At 33.5% G+C, this 24,604-nt stretch carries 16 protein-coding genes; 3 read left to right on the top strand and 13 right to left on the bottom strand.

The genetic code is table 11. The features are described from left to right. Positions 1–35: 35 nt before the first annotated feature. The 6 genes from MHH59_RS28580 to iolG all read right to left on the bottom strand — a co-directional run bounded on the left by MHH59_RS28580 (position 36) and on the right by iolG (position 7,747). Positions 36–881 (bottom strand): class II fructose-bisphosphate aldolase, encoded by an 846-nt coding sequence (locus MHH59_RS28580; protein ID WP_340853424.1) that lies wholly within the window; start codon positions 879–881, stop codon positions 36–38. Positions 882–969: 88 nt separating this feature from the next. Beyond that, a complete protein-coding gene (iolE, locus tag MHH59_RS28575) occupies positions 970–1,866 on the bottom strand; it encodes a myo-inosose-2 dehydratase (protein WP_340853421.1) in 897 nt (298 codons plus the stop codon). 122 nt (positions 1,867–1,988) lie between these two features. Beyond that, a complete protein-coding gene (iolD, locus tag MHH59_RS28570) occupies positions 1,989–3,923 on the bottom strand; it encodes a 3D-(3,5/4)-trihydroxycyclohexane-1,2-dione acylhydrolase (decyclizing) (protein WP_201055179.1) in 1,935 nt (644 codons plus the stop codon). Between the two features lie 154 nt (positions 3,924–4,077). Then, positions 4,078–5,541 carry a CoA-acylating methylmalonate-semialdehyde dehydrogenase gene (locus MHH59_RS28565; protein ID WP_201055177.1) on the bottom strand — a complete coding sequence of 488 codons (1,464 nt, stop codon included), beginning with the start codon at positions 5,539–5,541 and terminating at the stop codon, positions 4,078–4,080. Positions 5,542–5,618: 77 nt separating this feature from the next. Further along, a complete protein-coding gene (gene iolC / locus MHH59_RS28560; protein ID WP_201055175.1) occupies positions 5,619–6,617 on the bottom strand; it encodes a 5-dehydro-2-deoxygluconokinase in 999 nt (332 codons plus the stop codon). Between the two features lie 104 nt (positions 6,618–6,721). After that, positions 6,722–7,747 (bottom strand): inositol 2-dehydrogenase, encoded by a 1,026-nt coding sequence (iolG, locus tag MHH59_RS28555; protein WP_340853415.1) that lies wholly within the window; start codon positions 7,745–7,747, stop codon positions 6,722–6,724. A gap of 491 nt (positions 7,748–8,238) precedes the next feature. Here iolG and MHH59_RS28550 point away from each other — a divergent pair, with 491 nt between their 5' ends. Further along, entirely contained in the window at positions 8,239–9,519 is a 1,281-nt protein-coding gene (locus tag MHH59_RS28550; RefSeq protein ID WP_002016662.1) for an MFS transporter, read from the top strand. 88 nt (positions 9,520–9,607) lie between these two features. Here the strand turns inward: MHH59_RS28550 and MHH59_RS28545 are convergent, their stop codons facing one another. Next, a complete protein-coding gene (locus MHH59_RS28545) occupies positions 9,608–10,609 on the bottom strand; it encodes a LacI family DNA-binding transcriptional regulator (protein ID WP_340853412.1) in 1,002 nt (333 codons plus the stop codon). A 1,150-nt stretch (positions 10,610–11,759) separates the two neighbouring features. On the opposite strand from MHH59_RS28545, the gene MHH59_RS28540 reads away from it, so the two are divergent. Further along, complete coding sequence (locus MHH59_RS28540; RefSeq protein ID WP_002016668.1) at positions 11,760–12,056, top strand: hypothetical protein; 297 nt, start codon at positions 11,760–11,762, stop codon at positions 12,054–12,056. A 98-nt stretch (positions 12,057–12,154) separates the two neighbouring features. Here the strand turns inward: MHH59_RS28540 and MHH59_RS30930 are convergent, their stop codons facing one another. Both MHH59_RS30930 and MHH59_RS28535 read right to left on the bottom strand, forming a co-directional pair. Then, positions 12,155–12,262, bottom strand: a complete 108-nt coding sequence (locus tag MHH59_RS30930) for an IS3 family transposase (protein ID WP_374102185.1) — start codon at positions 12,260–12,262, stop codon at positions 12,155–12,157. Between the two features lie 38 nt (positions 12,263–12,300). Continuing rightward, the gene (locus tag MHH59_RS28535; protein WP_002016670.1) at positions 12,301–12,471 is read right to left on the bottom strand and encodes a hypothetical protein; all 171 of its coding nucleotides are present in this window, start codon (positions 12,469–12,471) and stop codon (positions 12,301–12,303) included. Between the two features lie 467 nt (positions 12,472–12,938). On the opposite strand from MHH59_RS28535, the gene MHH59_RS28530 reads away from it, so the two are divergent. Beyond that, positions 12,939–13,613: a hypothetical protein gene (locus tag MHH59_RS28530; RefSeq protein ID WP_340853411.1), complete on the top strand. Its 675-nt coding sequence runs from the start codon at positions 12,939–12,941 to the stop codon at positions 13,611–13,613. A 252-nt stretch (positions 13,614–13,865) separates the two neighbouring features. Here the strand turns inward: MHH59_RS28530 and MHH59_RS28525 are convergent, their stop codons facing one another. The 4 genes from MHH59_RS28525 to MHH59_RS28510 all read right to left on the bottom strand — a co-directional run bounded on the left by MHH59_RS28525 (position 13,866) and on the right by MHH59_RS28510 (position 24,381). Next, the gene (locus tag MHH59_RS28525; protein WP_033729679.1) at positions 13,866–14,579 is read right to left on the bottom strand and encodes an ABC transporter permease; all 714 of its coding nucleotides are present in this window, start codon (positions 14,577–14,579) and stop codon (positions 13,866–13,868) included. A 15-nt stretch (positions 14,580–14,594) separates the two neighbouring features. Next, positions 14,595–15,320 (bottom strand): ABC transporter permease, encoded by a 726-nt coding sequence (locus MHH59_RS28520; protein ID WP_002016820.1) that lies wholly within the window; start codon positions 15,318–15,320, stop codon positions 14,595–14,597. A 2-nt stretch (positions 15,321–15,322) separates the two neighbouring features. After that, positions 15,323–16,228 (bottom strand): ABC transporter ATP-binding protein, encoded by a 906-nt coding sequence (locus MHH59_RS28515; RefSeq protein WP_340853409.1) that lies wholly within the window; start codon positions 16,226–16,228, stop codon positions 15,323–15,325. 554 nt (positions 16,229–16,782) lie between these two features. Beyond that, positions 16,783–24,381 carry a non-ribosomal peptide synthetase gene (locus MHH59_RS28510; protein WP_340853407.1) on the bottom strand — a complete coding sequence of 2,533 codons (7,599 nt, stop codon included), beginning with the start codon at positions 24,379–24,381 and terminating at the stop codon, positions 16,783–16,785. Between the last annotated feature and the right edge of the window lie 223 nt (positions 24,382–24,604).

The following is a 24,604-nucleotide window of genomic DNA, read 5'->3' as shown; positions in this document are numbered from 1 at the left end:
GTTTCTTCTGATATTAATGAAGAAAACCTTTCTGGTTATGCTTTGTTTTCACTTCCGAATATGAGCATATGATTTTTAACGTTTTCGTATGCGGCCTCAATTACATCTTGATGATACGTAAAGTAATCTGAATAAGGAGTATTTAGGGCAGCAGTGTTAACCGCAGCAATTACATTCTGAAACGTCGCTGTCGCTACATTAATTTTACGAACACCATGGTGAATACATTGTTTGAAATCCTCTGGGCTAATGCCAGAACCACCATGTAATACGAGAGGAATACGAACTACCTCATTAATCTCCTGCAAGCGGTCTAATCGTAAATCAGGATCTCCATTGTACATACCGTGCGCATTTCCAATCGCAACAGCTAACGCATCAACGTCTGTTTCTTCTGCAAATCTGTTTGCTTCTGTGGTGCTTGTCAGCAACATCTCAATATCTTCTGAGCCGTCCTCACTACCACCTACTCTGCCAATCTCAGCTTCTACCGTCGCTCCGTACTGTTTCGCAAGCGCTACAATTTCTATTGTCTTTTGAATATTCTCCTCTAACGGATAGTGAGAGCCATCAAACATAACCGAACTAAAACCAATTTCTAATGTCTCTTTAATCTTTTCAAACGTCATACCATGATCAAAGTGAACTGCTACTGGGACAGTCGCTTTTTTCGCCGCAGCAACCATTAAAGGACCAATCAGATGAATTGGCGAATGATTCAAACGAACTTCCGCAATTTGTAGAATAAGCGGCGAACGTAACTCTTCTGCTGCTTGGATAGCTCCCATTACCATTTCCATATTAGCGACACTGAAAGCTCCGACCCCATAATTCTGTTGATTTGCCTTAATTAAAATACCCTTCATTTGCACTAATGGCATTACACATTCACCTGTTTCAATATTATTTATTAAATAGAAAACAAATGTCTCGTCGTTTTACTCCTTATGTAATCTCACCATGCGGAAATTAAAGACCTGCTTTCTCTTGTATAAATTTCCGGGCTTTTAATGCATATTCAAAAGGATTCGCTAAAGCCGGGTCTTGCTCTGCTTCTACCACAAACCATCCTTTATACTCAGAGTTCGCAAGGGTAGTAAACACTTCATCAAATACTATTACGCCATCCCCGGGAACTGTAAATGCACCATTCTTCACTGCCTGTAAGAAGCTTAATTCGTTTTCCTTTACAGCATCTACTACTTCCTCACGAATATCTTTTAAATGTACATGTTTAATACGAGGTAAATATTTTTTCAAAATATAAAGTGGCTCTTCTCCTGAAAAAACAAGATGACCTGTATCAAAAAGCAGGGATACAAAATCTGGATCCGTCATATCCATTAACTTTTCAATTTCTGCCGTTGTTTGAACACCCGTACCCATATGATGATGGTATACAATATGTAGCCCCTTTTCCTGAGCTAATTTACCGAGGTGATGTAACCCATTTGCAAGCTTATCCCACTCTTCTTCTGTAAAAACGGGCTTGTTTTGAAATAGCGGCACATCCATTACACCTTGAATACTATGTCCTTGCTCTGAAACAACGATGACTTTTGCACCCATATCATGCAAGAAATCTCTATGCTTAATAAATGCTTGTGCTGTCTCTTCAAGCGGCCTCGTTGTCAAGAACGCACTAAACCATGCGCTAGCAATCTCCAGGTTTCGTAATTCCAAAGATTTTTTCAATACAACTGTATTTCTCGGATATTTATTACCTACTTCACTTCCATTAAATCCAGCTAGTGCCATCTCACTAATACATTGTTCAAACGTATTTTCTGCTCCTAGCTCCGGCATATCATCATTTGTCCAAGCAATTGGTGCAATCCCAAGCTTAATCGTATTTTCTTTGAACATTCCCTTGTCTCTCCTCTTTGTAAAATGTTATAGAGTTTCGCTAAATTCTCCTATCTGTTTGTTAAAAAGAGAGCTTACTAAACAATATGCATGTAGATAAAAAACTCTCTTTGTGTCCTAATCTAATAAGATTTTGCCTTTTGCAAGTTACTTACTTTACTCTCATACGCGGCTTGTACACTTTGACTATTAGATACTTCTGCAACACCTACATGCCACCATGAATCGTATCCATTTGTCATTGTTTTTGGTAATACTTTAATATCAATCAATGTAGAAACTGTTTGTTTTTTCGCATCTATAAGCGCTTCCTGTAATTGTTCTATCGATGTAACACGATACGTTTTTACGCCATATCCAGCCGCGCTAGCTGCAAAATCTATTTTCATAATAGCCCCGTTTAATTTACGAGTTTCCTGGTTTCGGTAGCGAAACTCTGTTCCAAAGCTCCCCATTCCGTTACCCATTTGTAAGTTATTAATGCAGCCAAATCCGGAGTTATCAAACAATAAAACGTTAATTTTTTTGTTTTCTTGAAGACTTGTAACGAGCTCAGAATGAAGCATCTGGTAGCTTCCATCCCCTACCATTGCATATACTTCCTTCAATGGTTCAGCTAGCTTTGCACCAAGTGCGCCTGCAACCTCATAGCCCATGCAAGAGTATCCATACTCCATGTGATATGTATTTGGTTTTCTTGATGCCCACATTCTTTGTAAATCACCTGGAAGACTTCCTGCCGCACCAACGATGATTGCATCTTCATCAAGTAATGTATTCATTTGTCCAATGACTGCAGTCTGTGTTAATTGTGTACCAAGTGCGTCTACATACTCATTTAAATTCTCATCGAAATGACCTTCAACTTCTGGTTTAAAATCTTGATTTGTAAAGCGAACATTATATAGACGTACCAATTCTATTTCCCAATCCTCTTTTGCATTAGCGATTTCTACTGTGTAACTAGATTGATACTCAATCGCTTGCAGTTCATCTATTAGGGCAAGAAGTGCTTCTTTTGCATCTGCTATCATCTTCAATGCATCGAGCTTGTTCGCATGGAATTCTGAAATGTTAATATTTAAAAACTCAACCTCTTCATTCTGAAACAATTGCTTAGATGCCGTTGTAAAATCAGTAAATCTCGTCCCGATTCCAATAACAAGATCCGCTTCCTTTGCAATTGTATTGGCTGCTAAATTTCCAGTTACTCCGATGCCGCCAAGATTATATGGATGGCTGCTTTCAATCGCACTTTTCCCAGCTTGCGTTTCCCCAAATGGAATGCGGAATGCTTCAGCAAACTGTTTCAGTTCCTCTGCTGCCTCTGCGTACCTTACACCACCACCGCAAATCATAACTGGCTTTTTCTTTCTCTTAATCAATTCCACCGCATCCGCTAAACTGGCTTTTGTAGGGAGACGACGTTCAATACGGTGAACACGCTTTTGGAAGAAGTAACTTGGAAAGTCCCACGCTTCGCCTTGGACATCTTGTGGTAAACAAATTGTTACAGCTCCTGTATCTGCCGGATTCGTTAAAACACGCATGGCTTGAATCATAGCTGTCATCAATTGTTCAGGACGGTTCACCCGGTCCCAATACTTACTTACCGCACGAAAAGCATCATTCGTAGAAATAGATAAGTCATGCGTTTGTTCAATTTGTTGAAGAACAGGATCAGGTTGTCTCGTTGCAAATACATCACCTGGAAGTAGTAAAACAGGAATATTATTTGCAGAAGCTGTTGCAGCAGAGGTAATCATATTTGCTGATCCAGGACCAACAGAAGAAGTACATGCCATAATTTGTTTTCTATGTTTTTGTTTTGCAAAAGCCATCGCAGCATTTGCCATCCCTTGTTCATTTCTTCCTTGATATACTTCTAGTTCTCCTGCGTCCTCTTCTAAAGCTTGACCTAGGCCTACTACATTTCCATGACCAAAAATAGTAAAGATACCCTTAATAAGCTTTTGTTGTTCTCCATCAAACTCTACGTATTGCTGATTCAAAAATTTCACCAATGCTTGCGCCGTCGTCATTCTAACAGTTTGCATTTTGTTTGCTCCTTTCTATCTCTATCATTCATTCTACATATGAAAAAGGAGTATTAGGAATTTGATAGACTCCTAATACTTCCTTCTTATGTTTTACTACTTTCGTTACTTTCGCTTACGAACAACTAGAGTGATTCTACTTCTCTCTTAATGATTACTTTTCCCAGCGAGATGTAAGCATTTTCTTTCTAGTATAAAACTCAACGCCGTCCGTACCATTCGCATGAAGATCACCATAGAAAGAGTCTTTCCAGCCAGAGAACGGGAAGAATGCCATTGGTGCTGGTACCCCAACATTGACACCTAACATACCTGATTCAATTGTTTCACGGAATTGACGTACACTTGCTCCGCTATCTGTATAAATACAAGCTCCATTTGCAAAGCGAGACTCATTCGCAATTTCAATTGCTTCATCTAATGCTTTCACACGAACAATGGATAAAACAGGAGCAAAAATCTCATCTTGCCAGATTTTCATTTCCTTTGTAACATGGTCAAAAATTGTTGGCCCAACGAAGTAACCAGCTCCTTTTACAGCTGCATCTTCGCGTCCATCACGAACTAATGTAGCGCCCTGTTCTACACCTGAATCGATGTAACCAATTGTGCGCTCTTTATGGTTATCACGAATAACCGGTCCTAGGAATACATCTTCATCAAGACCATTACCAATCACAATTTTATTTGCTTCTTCTACTAATCTTCCAACTAGTTGATCAGCAATTTCTTCTTCTACTGTTACAACAGAAGCGGCCATACAACGCTCACCAGCTGAACCAAATGCAGCACTAATAATTTGCTTTGTTGCTAGTTCAAGATTTGCATCATGTAATACAATAGAATGATTTTTCGCACCCGCTAGTGCTTGAACGCGTTTTAAGCTTTCTGTTCCTTTTTTGTATACATATTCTGCAACCGGCTGAGAACCTACAAATGAAATTGCCTTCACTAATTTATGTTCAAGAAGACCGTTTACTACATCATGTGCGCCATTTACGATATTTAATACACCTTTTGGTAAGCCTGCTTCTTCAGCTAATTCGGCTAATTTCGCTGCTAGAAGTGGTGTACGCTCTGAAGGTTTTAACACAAATGTATTACCACAAGCAATTGCAAGTGGGAACATCCAGCATGGAACCATCATAGGGAAGTTAAAAGGTGTAATCCCGCCTATAACACCAATTGGGTAACGATACATACCAGACTCAATACCTGTCGCAATATCAGGAAGCTGTTTTCCCATCATTAATGTAGGAGCACCTGCAGCAAACTCCACGCACTCAATACCACGAAGAACTTCACCGTAAGCTTCGTTATAACTTTTTCCATTTTCAATCGTAATAAGTTTCGCTAACTCTTCCCAGTTATCTACTAGTAATTGTTGATATTTAAATAAAATGCGAGCACGTTTTGGCACAGCTGTTTTGGACCAAGATTTAAACGCTTCATTTGCTGCTTGTACGGCTAGTTCAACATCTACTTTTGTTGAAAGTGGTACCCGGGCGATTACTTCTCCCGTTGCAGGATTATATACGGCTTCCATCTTCGTTGAAGAAGATTCTACCCATTCGCCGCCAATGTAGTTTTTTACAATTTGTGCTGTTTCTACTGTCATATTCATTCTCTCCCTTTTATGTAATGTAGAAGCGTACATAAGATACGCCCTTACTTGATTACTCATTTATGATGTTTCTATACCATTTCCTCAGCCGTTTCCATGAATGCAGAAATCTCTGCCCTTGTTGGCATTGCATCTGAACAGCTATGTTTAGAAATAACGATTGAGGCAGAAGCGCCACCTAATCGCATCGCTTGAGGAATCTCAAGCCCTTGCATTAAGCCGTAAATAAACGCAGATGCATACGAGTCGCCAGCACCAAACGTCTTTAATACCTTTGTTTTAAAGATACAGCCGCGGTACGATTGACCGTCTTTCGTATAAGCAATTGAACCATCCCCGCCGTGCTTAATAACTACAATCTTCGCATGATGAGAAAACCATCTTTCAGCCGTAACTTGGTCATTAGACTGTTCGTAGTTTAATAGTTTTTCCATCATATCGAATTCTTCACGCGTTCCAATAATGACATCAGACTTTTCGGCCGCTAGATTGTAATACACAGCCGTTTCAGCTTCTGACTGCCATGTATAAGGGCGGTAATCAACATCAAAAAATACGACTACATCGTGCTTACGCGCATATTCTAGCGCTAAAAATACCGCCTCGCGAGAAGGACTTTTCGCTAAAGCTGTTCCTGAAATTAAGAGAGCTTTTGATTGTTTAATATAGTCCTCAGATACTTCTGTTGGATCAAGATTTAAATCTGCGACATTGTCGCGGTACATTAAAATACTGCAATCTTCAGGGCTTTTAATTTCTGTGAAAGCTAAACCTGTCACTGCACCAGTACGATCAATACATATCTGATCTGTATTAATATTGTTATCCTTTAGGTATCCTGTAATAAAACGGCCCATTTGATCATCGGACACTTTACCGATAAATCCTGTTTGTAAGCCAAGACGCGCCGCACCAATTGCGATATTCGCAGGAGATCCTCCCACATACTTAGTAAACGTTCTTGTTTCTTCCATAGGACGTTGTGTTTCATTGGCATTTAAATCAACGCATAAACGTCCAACTGCAATTAGATCTAATGGACAATCTTCTTTAAAAATAAGTGGATTCATTGCTACTACCTCCCGTGCTTTATGTAAAGGTAAATGATATGGTTCAGAAATTTTATGGCCATACTATTCACCACTCTTTAACTATTTAGAAGTAAGCGCTCTCTTTATTGATTTAAAGCAGGCTGTTTATGCTCAATTTGAACAGGTTTTCCTGTTAGTAAAGATTCTTTCGCGGCCTTCGCAATTCGCTCCGCTTGTAACCCATCATTACCACTGCAAATAACAGCTTGTCCTTCTATAATTGACTTTGTAAATTGTGTTACTTCCTCAATATAAGCCTGCGTATAGCGCTCTAAGAAGAAATAAAGTGGCTTATCTTTTACAACACCTTCTGTTTTTGACACTTGTACTGTTGTCGGACAGCAATTATCCGCAGCGACAGCCCCTTTTTCACCAAACACTTCAAGACGTTGGTCATATCCATAAACAGCTTGGCGGCTATTATCAATTACCCCTAAAGCTCCATTCGCAAACTTCAATGTGACAATTGCTGTATCAACATCATTTACTTCCTGAATGGATGGATCAATTAATGTTGTACCATATACAAATACTTCAACAACTTCGCTATTCATCACATACCTAGCCATATCAAAATCATGAATCATCATATCCATAAACAATCCACCTGAAGAACGAACATATTCTATACTTGGCGGTTGTGGATCTCTAGACGTAATTTTTAAAATATGTGGGTGTCCCACTTCTCCTTGTTGAATAAGATCATAGACTTTTCTGAAGTTAGGATCGAAACGGCGGTTAAAACCTACTTGAAGAGATACTCCCTGTTCTTTTACTACTTCTAATGCTTCTAAAGTTTCTTCTACTGAGAAACTAACAGGCTTTTCACAGAAGATATGTTTTTTGGCAAGAGCCGCTTCTTTAATAATTTGCGCATGTGTATTTGTTGGTGAACAAATAAAGACAGCATCAATTTCTGGATCTGCTAATAAATCCTGATAGTTTTTAGTTAGAGTGGTAATCCCTTTATCTTGAGCCCACTTTTCTAGATGACTAATTACTACATCTGAAACCGCTTTAATTTTTACTTGTGGCATAAGCTGCAAATTATCAACATGTAATTTCCCAATTCTTCCAGCACCAATAATCCCAATCTTTAAAACGTTCATATGATTTCTCCCTCTATATTAAAATTTAAGAAACGAAATGAAAGTCTATAGGGTTTAGCGCATCAAGTTAGTTAAGCGCTTTCCCTATTTTTCTTCATTATACACACTTGATTCTAAATTGAAAACATTTTTATTTTTTGGAATACTCCCCTTTTCATCTGAATTTTAAGTTCCCTCAATAAACGTATTACATAAAAATAAAAAATAATAATTAGAAATAAATAATCTAAAAAGCTATAAATATATTCTTTTAAAATACTGATATAACAAAGAAAACCGAGCCTTTTAAATAGTAAACTCCCATCTATAAGGTATTCCCTTCTTTTCATACTCACAATTATTTTAGTGTCCGATAAGTAAATAGATTGCACCCTATGAAAGAAAGTTGTAAATTGTCAAAAAATTTCATTGACGACCTCATAATGTAAGCGTATACTTTTTTTATCAAAAAGAATTAAGCGCTTAACCAAAAAAATATCGGTGGTGGGAGAATGAACGCAATTGGTTCAAACAAAACATTTATGGACAAGATTGGTATCCCTTCTAATTTAACTTGGGGATACATAGGGATTATTGTATTTATGATTGGGGATGGTTTAGAACAAGGATGGTTATCCCCTTATCTCGTTGAGAATGGCTTAACGCTAGAACACGCTGCTTTTCTGTTTACTATTTACGGAATTACTGTATCCGCTTCTTCCTGGTTTTCGGGGGTATTTGTACAAATGTGGGGACCAAGAAAAGTCATGACGTTTGGTTTAATATCATTCATTTTAGGTTCCATTGGATTCATAGGTATAGGCATTCAACATATGAATTATCCCGTTATATTACTTTGCTATGCCCTACGAGGTTTCGGTTATCCTTTATTTGCTTATTCTTTTCTAGTTTGGGTATCTTACAGTACTCCACAGCAAATGCTTTCAAGAGCAGTTGGCTGGTTCTGGTTCGTATTCCAGCTTGGGCTTAGTGTTATAGGAGCCTTTTATTCTAGCTATATGGTTCCTAAGATTGGGGAAATCGCTACTTTATGGAGCGCCTTAATTTTTGTTGTCGTTGGGGGATTATTCTCAATTGTTGTAAATAAGGACAGATTTAAGGCACAAACCGTAAGCGCTAACAAATCTAGTGAATTACTAAAAGGCATTACCATCGCATTTGAAAACCCTAAAGTTGGTATAGGCGGTATTGTAAAAATAATAAACTCGGCCGCTCAGTTTGGATTTGTTGTTTTCCTGCCTACTTATATGATGAAATATAATTTTACAATGACGGAATGGCTTCAAATTTGGGGCACTCTATTCTTTGTAAATATGGTGTTTAATATTATTTTTGGTATTGTTGGAGACAAGTTGGGCTGGGTAAATACGATTAAATGGTTCGGGGGAGTCGGTTGCGGAATTGTAACTCTTGCACTCTATTATGTACCACAAATGGTAGGACATAATTATTGGGCTATATTATTTGTTGCCTGTTGCTACGGAGCAACACTTGCCGGTTATGTACCTCTTACAGCTTTAGTACCATCTTTAGCTCCTGAAAATAAAGGAGCCGCCATGTCTGTATTAAATTTAGGTTCAGGATTATCAGCTTTTGTTGGTCCATTAGTAGTAACTGCCTTCATCGGTCCATTAGGTGTAGGCGGCGTGATGTGGATCTTTGCTGGTTTGTACTTCTTTGGTGCATTTCTAACTCATTTCCTTACTATTCCAAAGGAGAATGAGATGAAGCAGGATTTAAATACGAAAAACGGCGAGCAATTCTCAGTATAAACTCTAAATAAAAAGAAGGTCATCATAACTGTACATGGTTACGATGACCTTCTTTTCGTTACATTCAAGTAGGCTATTAAAAAAGTTTTCATGTAATATCCTTTACTGAGGATCGCTCTACTAACTGAGGAATAATTGTAATCTTTTGCTTAGCATGCGCCTTCATTTCCATCGTTTTTAAGAGTTGTTCAAATGTACAGGCTGCCATTTGTGTGATTGGCTGTTCAATCGTCGTTAACCCTGGATCAGCAATCTCAGCATAGATTGTATTATCAAATCCGATAATTGATAAATCTTCCGGAATCGAAAGTCCCTGTTTTCTTGCTTCATTCATAAGACATATAGCAATTAAATCTGTACAAGCAAAAACCGCTGTAGGCCTGCTAGGCAAACTAATTAATTCTTTACTTGCACGTTTGCTATCTTCTACTGTCGAATAGCAGCTAATAATAGCATCATCATCTAACGAAATCCCTGAATCCGTAAGAGCCTGCTTGAAACCATTCAGTCTCCCTATGCTACTTTTTCTATCCTTCTCCATCATAATCGTTAAAGACTTATGGCCTTTCTGCGTTAAATACTGTCCAGCTAGATAGCCTCCCCTCATATCATCAGTTGTCACAACATGAGTTGTGATGGAAGGATGATCTACGGTAAATAATACAAGTGGCAAATCTCGGTTCACGATTTTTTTAACTAGTTTATAATCATTTAGCTCCGTCGCAATAATAATGCCATCTACTTGCTTTTTAAATAATAAATCAATATATTCGTGCTCACGTTTTGTTTGATGATCTGTACTACATAAAATGAGTGTATATCCTGATTCTCGTGCACTATTTTCAAAAGCTCTTGCTACTTCTGCAAAAAATGGGTTTGAAATGTCTGGGACAAGTACCCCAATCGTATATGTTTTTTTACCTGTTAACGCTGCTGCTACACTACTTGGCTGGTAATCCAATTCATCCATTACTTTATTTACTTTGTTTATTGTTTTTTCACTAATACGCCCCGTTTGATTAATTACTTTGGATACAGTCGCTATTGATACGCCTGCTTTTTCAGCAACATCATAAATTGTTGGTTTCACTTTAATTGTCCCTTCTTAATCATCTTTTTCTATATTTTATCATAAAAATATTTTGCTTCTTGGTAGACAAAAGGAATTCTCTTAAAATTTGTAAGTATTTCTATCTTTTATCGTTGTGCTTCATATTTATGAACTAATCAACCTTAATGAAACACCAGTAGAAAAAAATTTGACCAATATACTTATTAGACATTTAATCTCCACATGCAAGGCTCATTACAACCAGAGAATGCAGGAACTCACGTTCTTTCTCTCCTTTACACCACCTCACGGTAATTTCTAATTATTTTTAATGCTATGAACAGGAATAATGAAAAAGGTAATAATAATTTACCGCTTATTCCTGCTGAAGAAGTTGGAGAAATTGGAGAGTCCCATGTTACTGATGGAGGAACACTATTTAAAGGATAAAATGTACTAATACAATATTAATAATTATCTATCTATATCTACTTTCGAATAATACACCGAAAATTTGCTAATAATATAAAATACCAAGTCTCCAATCCCCCTGGAGCTGAGCAGTTAGTTCATTCTAACTGCTCTTTTTATGTTTTATCGTCACCCTTCCATAGTACCTCCATATGTTGTATAGAGATATCTCCTTCTAAATTGTCATTGATGCCTCTTTCAATTCCTAATACACACCTTAAAAAGAGCACTTTTAAAAAGTGCTCTTTTTACTTTGCATGTCACTCATCCTACGATGAATTGAGATTTTAACTTACGAATAATTTATGTAATTATTTCCAATACTAATAATAGATTGGTAACAGCCAATCTGTATCCATAATGAATCTCTAATTTTCTTGAATTCTCCCTGAAGCAAGGCGGCTATTTATTCTAGCCACCTTGCTTGTATGGATTATAAATATTTACACATACTATTAACGGAATGCTTGAATCATTGTCATTGAAAATGTTCAGCACTTCCGCTCCTTAAGAGAACAGTCTACGCAACTGTTCTCTTTCCTATTTCCTTTTTTCACACATATAATATGACAAGCATTATTAACTCAGCTACAATCAATAGCATTGCAACATCCTCAATGTTTCCTCAACAATTTCTCAATATTTTTCATGGACAACAGCACACTTTCTCAGCAGTTTTAATATCTTAATATTAGATACTGAAAGGAGGTGTTGAAAAATGACTTGGTTCATTATTTTAGGATTTATGCTTATTTTAATAATAAGCGGTTTTCATGCACATAGTATTCATATTATTTTCAAAATAGGTACAGATACAAAAGCTGTGCCAAGTTGGTCTTTCGTTAATAAAATAAACTTCCAAACATTAAAAGAATTAATAATAGGACTAAATAAGGATAAACTTAAAATCCTTACAATAGGAGAACTTGTTATTCCTTTAAGTTTCTTTAATAGATTATTTAGCAAAACATTAATTTTTCTATTCCTATTCTTTTACTCTCAATACTTAAACTAACGTTATATGAGATGAGTTAAAGAATAACACTCACTGAGCGTAGCAAGCCAACAATTGATTGCCTATAATCAACTGGACCTGAAGAATTAAACAAAAAATTAAGCGGCTGTTTGAATGTGAGTCCAGTATTGTACTGGACTCATTCCTTTTAAGTATACTTTGATTTTTTTGCGATTGTAATGACCTCTATAATTATCTAGTACTATCTTAATATGTTATATATTTTCGAACTTTGTAAGATAAATTACTCTTGCTTTGTCTTGGTCTGTAATTCCATCTCTTTTTGAAGGAAGGCCTTTAACTTTTTTAAGTAATCGATTTCCATACATAAACATTCATTTTCATCTTTTAATGCCTCTATGGCCTCTTCAATAGCTGCATTATCTAACTTTGATCTTGTATTTGTAATTCCCATAGCTGGATCCCCTTTCTTCTTTTATATAGGAAATCCCTGTCTTATAAATCATATATTTCCTTTCGTCTACTAACTATTTCAATGAATTCCTTAAGAAAAACGATTCATTTATTTCCTTTGTTTTTAATCTATTTCTAAATATTTCAGATCTACCCATTGAAAAAAACTATATTCATTCCATATTTCTCTCTCCTAAATGAATCGTAGTACATACTATCCCCAACAGACCTATAGGTTTTTATATTTTTTAACAAAATCTTCTTACATTTAAATAGACATACTACTTTATTCTGTCAACTCCATCTATATTGATAAATATGAAAAATCAAATTCATTTGACATTTCAATGACTTATAACAGGAAAATATATACATTAAATGAAACCTGATATATCTTTAATTTGTAAGTTGTAGTTAGTTGGCCAACTTTCCATACAATTTAATAATTTAAAATATGGGGGATCTAACATGAATCAAGTATTAAGGAAAAGTAAGAAAAAAATGATGTATCTAGTTGGTTCACTTCTAATTTCTCTATTAATGTTTTCAACTACTAGTTTTGCAGCTACAGAAGGTGCTGTAAAAAGTGTTACAAATAGTAACTATACCGGGATTGCAGCTGATATAAATCTACCAAAATCAGTTGTTGTTAAGGATGGATATGTGAATTGGTATTTAGGTATTGGAGCATCTAAAGTTGAGGGTGGTATTTCAAAAACATCAAGTGGATATAAAGTATTTCTTAATTCAGGATATAATGAATCAGGTCAAAACAGTAAGTATTGGAACACACAGTATGATACATCAATTAAAGATGGTGATCGAGTAAACCTTAAACTAGTTAATAACGGAAATGGTACGGTTACTATATATGTAAATGGAAGTCCTAAATATGTAAATCAACCTGTATATGGTACGTTTTCTCAATATGAACCAGTAAAAATGGTTCAGGGCGTTGAAGATACTGGAAGTAATTCTTTTAGCCAAGCTAGCTTTTCAAACGTACTTCTAAGAGCAGATACATCTGGATCTACCTACAAAAGTTGGAACAGCTCAATTTCTTCCTCATTTTCTCAACACGGTACTTATGGTAGTAATTTCAAAGTTTATTCTCAAGTACCATTAAGCGCAAGTTTACGTTAAGGTTTTTATTTGCATAATAATGTTTGTATGAAAAAAAGTAGCAGCGCTTTTGTGCAGCTACTTTTTTTAAATAGAGTAAATTAGTAATAGATATTCGAGTGACCATAAGTGACATCTATCATACTTTAGCTTCTTCAAATTCAATAATATTTGATCCGCATGTCTTATTAATTGGCTTAACGTATCGAGACCCATGTTGTAGTAACTACAACATGTTTTAATATTATTAATGCTACTCTCCCCATTTTAACTTTAATTCCATCTCATTGATTTTTTATTATATAAAGTAGAAAACATAAATATACAACTTAGTAATGATAATAGATATACAATGAGAATAATATACAATTGTTTTGTTCCAATGCTATCAAAATAAAGACTCATAATTGGATATGACCAAGGGAATAGTATCCAATAGTTTGTATGAGAGATAAAAAAGCTACCAAGTCCACCTATAACCCCTACTAATAATGAAAGTAACGGGATTTTATAAAATATTATATTTATTAAAAAATGTAGATTCACAATAATTAAAGAGCTAATTACCAGAAAAAGTATAGAAAAACTTAAACTTTGATAAACAGTCCCTAGATTATCAACCGTTAATACTATAGGTATACTAGTTATGATTAAAGCACATATTAAATAACAAAAAGTAATTATTAAGCAAAAGAAAAACTTATTACTTAATATAGTTTTTAAAGTGATCCCATGATAAATAGCAGACATATATCCTTTTCTTCTGAATTCATTTACAAAAGAAAATGACACTAATAGACCTATCGCAATAGGTAAAAATAACCTACAAAAAAGGCTCAGAATCGCTATATGCATGGCAACGCCATCTTTTAATTGAGCCGATACAGTTAGAAAAACTTGAAAACTAATTGGTATCAACAGAAATACTAGTAACAGGATATACAATCCATTATGAAGACTTTTTTTATATTCACCTAAAATACCCACTTGTTTCACCCTTTATTATTCATATGTATAATATTTAAAACTCACAGTCAATAACATAATTCCTAAAATATATATTGAAGAACTTGCAAGATATAATAAAATAGTTGTTTCTTTAATCATTACGTCACTTACTATATTCAATGCATAAAATATTGGAAATGTCTTTGTGAATATTGCAGGGAATAATCCATATGTTACGCTAAAAAAAATCCAAATAACTGACAAGGACGCCGCAAGAATTCCCTTTTTTATAATTAAATGAAAAAGCAATTGAGAATATGGTATTGCTAAAGATAGAATGGTACAAAGTATAAACATTTTTAAAAAATAAAGTATGGATATTTCATATCCATTTATAAAAATATAGATACCCATAACCGAAAAATTTAAAATATTAAAAATCAAATAGAACAGTATAAACAATAAATTTTTAGATACCAATAATTTTAATTTTGAAATTGGCTTTGTATAAATAATGGCCCAAGTGCCATATTTATTTTCAGAAGAAATGATAAGATACCACATACAAGCAGAAAAAATGCTTAACGTTAGTGTATTAAAGTTTACTGTAATTGCTATAAGATTTGTAGATTGAAACATGTCAGGATTATTCTTGTTAAAAATAAAATAACTTATACACAAAAAGCTTGATAATAATGAAAAAAACAAAGAATATAATAATAATTTTCTCCCACCAATTTTCCTCATCTCACTATTCACACTTTTAAAGATAAATTGCATTATTAGAGTAACTCCTTTTGTTTAGTTAAAGTTAAAAATACTTCCTCTAATGTTAGCTTTTTAGGGCTAACTTCAAAAATATCTATATCATTTTTAATTAATATTCTGGTTAAATTAGGAACACTATCTTGATCTATTATTAGTTTGAATACCCCTTCTTTTTCTATGCTATAAGGTATACCCTCTGTATTTAAAATCCTTTCTGTGGCAGTAGTGTCATTAACATGAACAATATATTCTCTAGAAGTAATAATACTGTTTAAATTCCCTTCATAGAGTATGGTACCCTTATGTAGTAATGCTATGTGATCTGCTATCATTTCAATTTCAGCTAAATTATGACTAGAAATAAATATAGTCTTCCCCTCATTTTTTACCAAATGAAGTAATAAACGCCTTATCTCGTGTACTCCCTCTGGATCTAATCCATTTGTTGGCTCGTCAAGAATTAGTATTTTAGGGTTATTAAGAATAGCAAAGGAAATACCTAGCCTTTGTTTCATTCCTAAAGAAAAATCTTTAACTTTTTTATCTTTTGCTTTATATATTCCTGTAGTTTTTAATACTCTATCTATTTCATCTAAAGGTTTATTAATCATTTTTTGTACATAGGCTAAATTTTCATATGCTGTTAAATTAGGATAATAGGTAGGCGAATCAATAAAACAACCCACATTTTCAAATAATTCTTCTTTCCATTCTTTTATATCTTTATTATTAAATAATATCGTTCCTCTATCTAATGGAATTAATCCTAATAACATTCGCATAGTTGTTGTTTTTCCTGCACCATTTGGTCCAATAAAAGCATATAAACTTCCTTCAGGAACAGATAAGTTTATATCCCTTACAATGGATTGATTTGCAAAAGACTTTGTTAAATTTTTAGTTTGAATTGCTAATTTCATTTTGTCCCTCTCTCTCATCCCCGCATAAAATTAAGTATCGTTTTTCGTATAATCAGATTTATAGAAGATATCATTTAAATTAATTTTACCATAAAAAGGGATTAATTAACTCGATTTCTTTTGTTTTCTAAGGCTTCACCAAAAAAGTTTAATACAAAATTATTTTGATATATTTAATTACTATTGCAACCATTGGAGCCTCTGCTGCTGTTGGAAGTTCTGGGATGACTGCCGTGGCTTCTGCCGCAATGATTGCTTCTTCTCCAGAATTAGGTCGCATGGCATGTAGAAGAATTTATCCTGAGCATTAATATCAATCTACGTAAAAATGGCCACCATTTCTGGTAGCCATTTTCGTCTTCCTTCGCTACATTATTATACGATTAATACTTCTCCCGTAAAGCTTCAAGTTCCTTACGTTTCTCCTCGACATCCTCTCATAAAAATAAGATAACCTCTTTGATTTTCTTCATTTTCAAAACAATAAGCGGAAGTAAACGAACATTCAAAACTTCATATTTATAGATCAATCTGTTCAAAATCGATAGTATATTCTATAACAATATTGGTTCTTTAATGGTTGGTAAAAACTCGATACTCATAGCATAATTTAATAACAAATTGATATACTCTTGATTTGGTTCTAAACAATGTACATTCTTCAAATATCCTTGCGTATACGAACAAGATGGTATAGCTACTGATAGCTCTTCTACAGATTCTAATAAAGGCATTATGAGCTCTAAAGCTTTCTGTTCATCAATAGTTAGATTAGTATTAAAAAACTTCTCTATATACTTTTCTTGCTTCATTAACATTAAATCGTATCCAAAATCTTGTAAACTATTAATAAATTGGTCCCATTTAAGCTGAATTGGATTACAAATATGCATGGTTTTATTTACTGTGTTAGCCTTATAAGATAATTCAGTAATGGCTAAGCTTCCATAGTCCACAGGCGTTAAATCTACATACGTACTGATTTCAGGTGCTATGTTAGATAGGCATATACCTTTCAATAATCTATAAAAAGCGTTCTCATTAATATTGAATTGAAATTTACCCGTTTTAGAGTTACCCACTAAATTTCCCACACGGTATATCGTAGCACGAACTCCTTTTTCCATTGCCTCTCTGACCATTTTCTCGCCTTGAAACTTACTTTCTAAGTACACATTATCTAAATTTTGCCCTCTATCAAAATTAGACTCAAAGAATTTAAATTCTTTTGGATCGCTTTCAGCCTGCCCTACTACACTTAAAGTCGATATATAATGGAAGCGTGCATTTGTACTCTTAGCTAATTCCAATAAACATTTTGTAGACTGAACATTTACCTTTTGAAAATGCTCACGTTCTCCATAGTGTCTAACTTCTCCACCACAATGTATTATTGACTCTACGTTACTCTTTAAATGATTCACTTTCTTTGAATCAAGACCTAGATTTATCAAAGATAAATCTCCTTCAATTAATTCTACTCTCTCCTCCAACTTTTTAAGAATTTCTTTACCGAAATAAAACCTCATTCTTTCTTTTAACTTTGCACCAATTACTTGATTCTTATTTTTTCTTACTAGACAGTAAATAGTCGTAGATGGCAACTGCAATAACTGTTCTAAAATATGCGCTCCTAAATATCCTGTTGCTCCTGTAAGGAAAACTGTTTTTGGATAATTCACCATATCTGTCTCACATTCTTCTATACTATTTCTTTTATAATCAGGAGTCGTTTTCGTTTCATTTTCAATACACGCTACATTAATATTTTTCTCTTTTTTTAACGACATATTTTCCATCTCTTCAATATGAGAGGCTAAATTTTCTATTGTTCTATACTTAAAGAAATCTTGAATTTTCAAGTTAGGATATAACGGTTTTAATTTAACTAATGCTGGCATAACTTTTAAAGAATGCCCACCCAAATTAAAGAAATCATCTTTTAAACCAATAGATTTTATGTTTAAAACTTCAGACCATACTTTTGCAATGTTTTTTTGCACTTTAGTTTGCGGCTTAAGTATACAACCATCTTTTTGCTCATTATCAAACTCTATTTCTGACAGTTTTCCGAAATCAATTTTCCCATTAGCCGTTATTGGTATTTTTAACACATGAGAGTAATATTTAGGGATCATATATTCTGGCAATACATTTGATAAATGTAAAGCTAACTTATTTTTCTCTATTTCTATACCGTCCACTGTTTTATAATAAGCTTGCAATAGCATTCCATCTTTTGTTTGTGTTACAACAGCCTGACTTATCCCCTCAAATTGGAATATTGCATCTTCTATTTCTCCTAATTCAATTCTATGCCCTCTAATTTTAACCTGCTTATCTTTTCTCCCCATAAATTCTATAGTTCCATTTGGTAACCACTTTGCTAAATCACCTGTTCGATATAACCTTTTACTATTATCTTCTGAAAATGGATTTGAAATAAATGCCTGTTTTGTTTTCTCTTCCTGCTTCCAATACCCTTGGGCCAATCCTAAACTCTCAATATATAATTCACCCATGCCCCCTACCGGACAATGTTGCATATATGAGTTCAATATATGAACCTTTGTATTAGAAATTGGAATACCAATCGGTATACTACCTAAAATGTTATTTTCGCATTCTAAGTCTGGTATGAAATAATACATTGCTGAAACAGTTGCTTCAGTAGGTCCATACTCATTTACCAGTTGTATTTGATTTTCAAAAGTATTTTGCCAACTTCTAATAGCATTTGTTGATGCAGCTTCCCCTCCCATTATCATAAATCTTAAAGAACGTATCTTATCACTATCCAATTTAGTTAATGAAGTCGATAATTCATTAAAAAATACTGTTGGCACGTCAGAAATAGTTGCTTGTATTTCTTGGATAGCTTGAGCATATGCTACAGTTGAATAGCGCTGTTCATCACTTAATAAATATAGTTCCGCCCCATTTAACAAGGTAGAAAAAATTTCCGATACAGAAGAATCAAAACTATGGGAATAAAACTGTGTTACTTTATCATTTTTGGAAATATGAAATACTTCATTTCTCCATTCAGCTAAATTCAATACTCCTCTATGAGTTAATAATGTACCTTTTGGTTTTCCTGTTGATCCTGAAGTGTAAACCACATATGCCAAGTCATCTGGTTTATTTAAAATTTTAACATCATCATTTATTGTCGTACGATATATATCCTCTATTATTGAAACGTTATAATTACTTGAATTCAAATGATTTTTGTATTTGTAATTCGTTATAATTCTACATGCCTCGCTGTCACTTACTATATAATTAATTCTATCCTCGGGGTATTTTACATCGATTGGTATATAGGCAGCGCCAGCTTTTAATATTCCAATCATAGAGACAATACTATTGATACTTCTATCTAAAAATATGGCTACTTTGTCACCTGTTTTTATACCTTTTTCGAGTAAATGTTGAGCTACTTGATTAGAATTCATATTTAATTGTCTATATGTTAAAGACTCTGTTTCTGTAGCTATAGCAATCCTATTTGATTGTCTTTCTACTTGCTTATAGAATTGCTCCTGTATATTTTGAAAATAAGGATACGGTCTTTCTGTATGATTTACCTTTCTATATAGAGATTCCTCTTCCAGTGATAGGAATGAAAGATTCTCATATGCCACTGTTCTTTGATGAATAAATGCGTCCAGTATATTAAGTAAATTTTGAGTAAACCTATTAATTGACTCTTCCTTGAAAAGACTAATATTATACTCAAATGAAATCTCTACATAATCCGATCCTTCTTCAACAGCTAAAGAAATGTCAAACTTACTAACATCTTGTTTATTAGGTAACAATTGAAGCTTGTACGCATCATGCTGTTGCAAAATATCTTTCTGATAACTAAACATTGTAGAAAAGATAGGGTTATTTCCAAAACTTCTATCAGGATTTATTTGCTCAATTACTTTATCAAATGGGTACGATTGGTTTTGGAAAGAATTCAAACATTTTTCCTTAACGACTTGTACTAGTTGTTTTAAATTTTTCACATCATTTAATTGTGTTCTAATAGCTAAAGTATTTACAAAAAATCCTTGTATTTGTTCAAATTCCTGATAATTCCTTCCAGCAACCGGTGTACCTACAATAATATCTTTTTGATCCGTTAGATAGTGTAACAATTGTATATATGCTGCCAAAAATAGCATATACATAGACACATTCTCTTGTTCACATACTTGTTTCAAAGACTCTTTCATTTTATTATCTAACTTCATTTCAAAGACTTTACCTTTATTTGTACTTTGACGATCCCTACTAAAATCTAACGGAAGATTTAGTAGGGGAAGAGGCGCCGCAAGCTCGGTCATCCAATAAGATTTTTCTGTATCCCACCGGCCTAATTTTAGCTGCTTCTGTTCCCACTCAACATAATCCACATATCGATTAGGAATAGTTGGTAACTCGGGATTTCTTCGATTAGCAAAGGCATTATATACCTTCATTAATTCATCTAATAAATTCCTTACACTCCACTCATCGGTAATAATATGGTGTAAATTGATATATAAATAGGATCTTTTCTTATCAAGATTAAAAATTCTAATCCGGAAAAGTGGTCCATCTTCCAAATCAAATGGTGTATGATCCGTTTGATTTATTGTTCTACGTATATATTCTTGTTGTTCCTTTTTAGTTATGTGTTCAATATCATCGTGAATAAGGTCAATAGATATTGATTTTAATATGACCTGTCTAGGCTCCCCGTTTTTTTCAATAAACACTGTTCGTAGCATCTCGTGTCGTTCAACTAAAAATCTTATGGCGTCTTGTAAAATATTCTTTTTTAAACTTGGCTCAATATTTATGTGTAGTTGTGTATCATATACTCTATTAATAGCGTTATACTTATTTAAAAACCAGATTCTTTTTTGAGCACTGGATAACTTATAGCATTCCTTATCTGCAACCTTTAATACTTGCATATCATGTTCTTCTCTATCCGTATTTACTTCCATTAATTTATCAATGTAAGCAGATAGACTAGCAATTGTTGTATGCTCAAAAATATCTCTAATTTCTATTTTCAAATGAAACTCTTTTTGAATTTGATTTAACACTTGCACAGCAATTAATGAATGTCCCCCAAGTTTAAAAAAGTCATCATCTCTGCTGATTCTATATTTCCCTAAATTTAAAATCTCTGACCATGTTTTTACCAACCTTTTTTCTGTTTCACTTATTGGTGGTACATATTGATTCTTCATATTTTCAAGTAAAGATGGGATTTGTAATTCTAATTTTTTTCTATCAATCTTACCACTTGGTGATAATGGAAATGTTTTAAGGTGAAATACATAATTTGGAGTCATAAAATCTGGTAAACTTTCACTTAAGAATGTTTTTAAGTCCTCTTGTTTTATCTCTGTATTGTCTTTTGATAAATAAAAGCTAGCGATTTTGTCATTTTGATAAGTTACTACTACTGCATCTTTTACCTCTGGGTGTTTAAATAATGCTCTTTCAATTTCATCAAGCTCAATTCGATACCCACGTAGTTTTACTTGATTATCTTTCCTTCCGATAAATTCTAAGTTCCCACTTGGTAAAAGACGTACTAAATCCCCAGTACGATACATTTTTTTATCGCGATTATAGGATTCTCCGAAAGAAATAAATGCCTCTTCTGTTTTTTCCTTTTGATTTATATATCCTTTGGCAACCCCATCACCACCAATGAATAGCTCACCTACTACTCCTGACGGACATAACGTGTTGAACGGACTGACCACGAAAACTTTACTATTAGCAATTGGTTTACCTATTGGGATACTAGAACTTTCTTCTTTTATCTCATGATTTACTTCATAAATGGTTGTACATACAGTAGCTTCAGTAGGACCATATGCGTTAAGAACTGGAATCTTTAACCCCAATTTACTTTGCCATTTACGAACTGATTCAGCAGGTAGGGTTTCCCCTCCCACAAATACACATTTTAAAGAATTTAATGTAAGTAACATTTCTTTTGGCATATCAGCTATTAATTTAAAAAATGCAGTTGGTAAAAGAACATATGTAATACCATTCTTGTTAATTACATTTATAAATTCTTCTGCAGAACGTTTTTCCATTTCAGAAATTAAATGCATTCTCCCTCCGCATAACAAAACCGGAAACATTTCCATAATGGAGGCATCAAAAATCATCGTTGCAAATTGTAAAAATACATCATTTTTGTCTAAATTAAATTGATTCATTAATGAATATGATAAATTAATTACTCCTTTATGTGGTACACCTACTCCTTTTGGTAAACCTGTCGAACCTGACGTGTAGATAATATACGCTGTATCTTCTATGGTATGTGTAGGTACAATATTTTCTATAGAATTAGCGTAATGAAAATCCTCTAGATAAATTGTATGAATCGCAAAACTTTCAATTAATCCCCTGAATTCTTTTTTTGTAATAATCATTTGACTTTCACTATCTTTTAATATATATTCTATTCTTTTTTCAGGAAACTTTGGATCGATTGGTACATAAACTCCACCTGATTTTAGTATGCCTAGAATCCACACAATTGTATCGATCTCTCTCACCATAGTAATACTTACACGCTGTCCCTTTTTTATATCATTTTCACGTAAATAATTCGCGATTTGATTTGACCTTTGCTGCAAGTCATAATAGGTAATCGATTTATCCCCCATTGAAATCGCTATTTGATTTGGCGATTTTAATGCTTGTAGATCGATTAATTGATCTAGTGTTTTTGAATTAGGATATGCAAGAGTATTTGAGTTTATATCTTTGTATAAACGATGATCCTTTTTTAAAAGTAAATCCAATGAATGGATAGGCTCATTTACATTCTTCATTAGTTTTTGTAACAAATATATATATCTTTCAACTAAATCATTCATACTCTCTGGTTTATATAATGCTGAATTATAGTCAACCTCAATTTTATTCTCTGTTTCCCCTTCATATCTCATTATTCTCCAGGTCATGTTAAAAGGATTTACTCTTTTACAATCTGTTAAAACTGTGGACTCAATATCTGGAATTTTCAATTGAGGTATCCTTACCGTATTAAATGCTGTTGAATATATCATATTATGATGTGTATTATTATTTAGATTTAAATCTTTTACTATATGTGAATATGGATTATGTTTATACTTAATAGCCAAATGAACAGATTTGTTCACCTTGTTAAGTATCCCCTTAAATGTATCCCCCTTTTCTATTGTTATACGTATAGGTAATGTATTAACAAAATAACCAAAAGCATTCCCTTCTTCCGTGTGTGGTCTAGTATTAATTGGAATACCTACAATAATTTCTTCAGCGTTTGTCATTTGATGAAGCAAGGCACAATAAGTACTTAACATAACCCGATAGACACTTATGTTATTTCTTTTAGCAAAACATTGTATTTGATAAAATAGATCGGCATCAATATTCTTACTTATATTTTCATTCGTATATATCGGTTCATTCATTTTTTTAATAGTAGCAGGAAACTCTGTAGGAGGTAATTCACCTTGTAAATAATCTTTCCAATAGGATGATCCTTCTCTATATATTGCACAGTCAATAAAACCTTCCTCAAATTCTACAAGGCTCTTATAAGGAGATTCTAATACTAAACCCGTATTTTCTTGAAGTAATTCACAATACGTATGAGACAATTGTTGGATAAAAACTCCTAAACTACATCCATCATAAATAATGTGATGAAAAATCATATGTAAAATAAATTCATCTTCACACAATTTAATGATGTGGAATTTAAACAAAGGCCCTTCTTCTAAATTAAATTTCTCATTCACTATAGAGTCTAAGAATTTTTTAAAAATAAATTTTTGTTCTGTGTTTTTAAAAGCAGTTAAATCCTTAATTGGTATATCAAAATCTATACTCTTTTGAATGAATTGTTTAATTTTTTCGTCCCTTTTAATAAATAGTGTACGTAGCGCTGGATGAGATTGCACTATTAAAGTAAGCGCTTTCTTTATAGTCTCTATTTGAAGATTTCCTTTTAGCTTTATTAGGGCAGCTTCATTGTTCATTCCTTTTTCTAATTCCATTTGATGAGCTATCCATAATGCTTCTTGCCCTACTGTTGCATCCAATTCTTCTACAATTTCACATTGCTTTTGTATTTCTTTCATTTGAATTTCTCCTTTTATAAATATTTCAAAACGGATAATATTTACAGTTACAACTATATGTACATATTCTACGATTTGTAAATGTATTTTTTCCGACTAAATTCAACATTTATTTCACTTATTGCATAGTTATTAAAATGATGAATAAAATTCATATTTATACCGTGAAAGTTCATACTTTTATTCAATTTAAGCATAAAAAATCATTTTACTAATAATTCCA

The sequence above is a fragment of the Bacillus sp. FSL E2-0195 genome (assembly GCF_038003645.1).
GTDB classification, from domain to species: Bacteria; Bacillota; Bacilli; order Bacillales; family Bacillaceae_G; genus Bacillus_A; species Bacillus_A mycoides.
The sequence above is the reverse complement of the archived record's forward strand: the minus strand, read 5'-3'. Positions and strand labels throughout refer to the sequence as shown.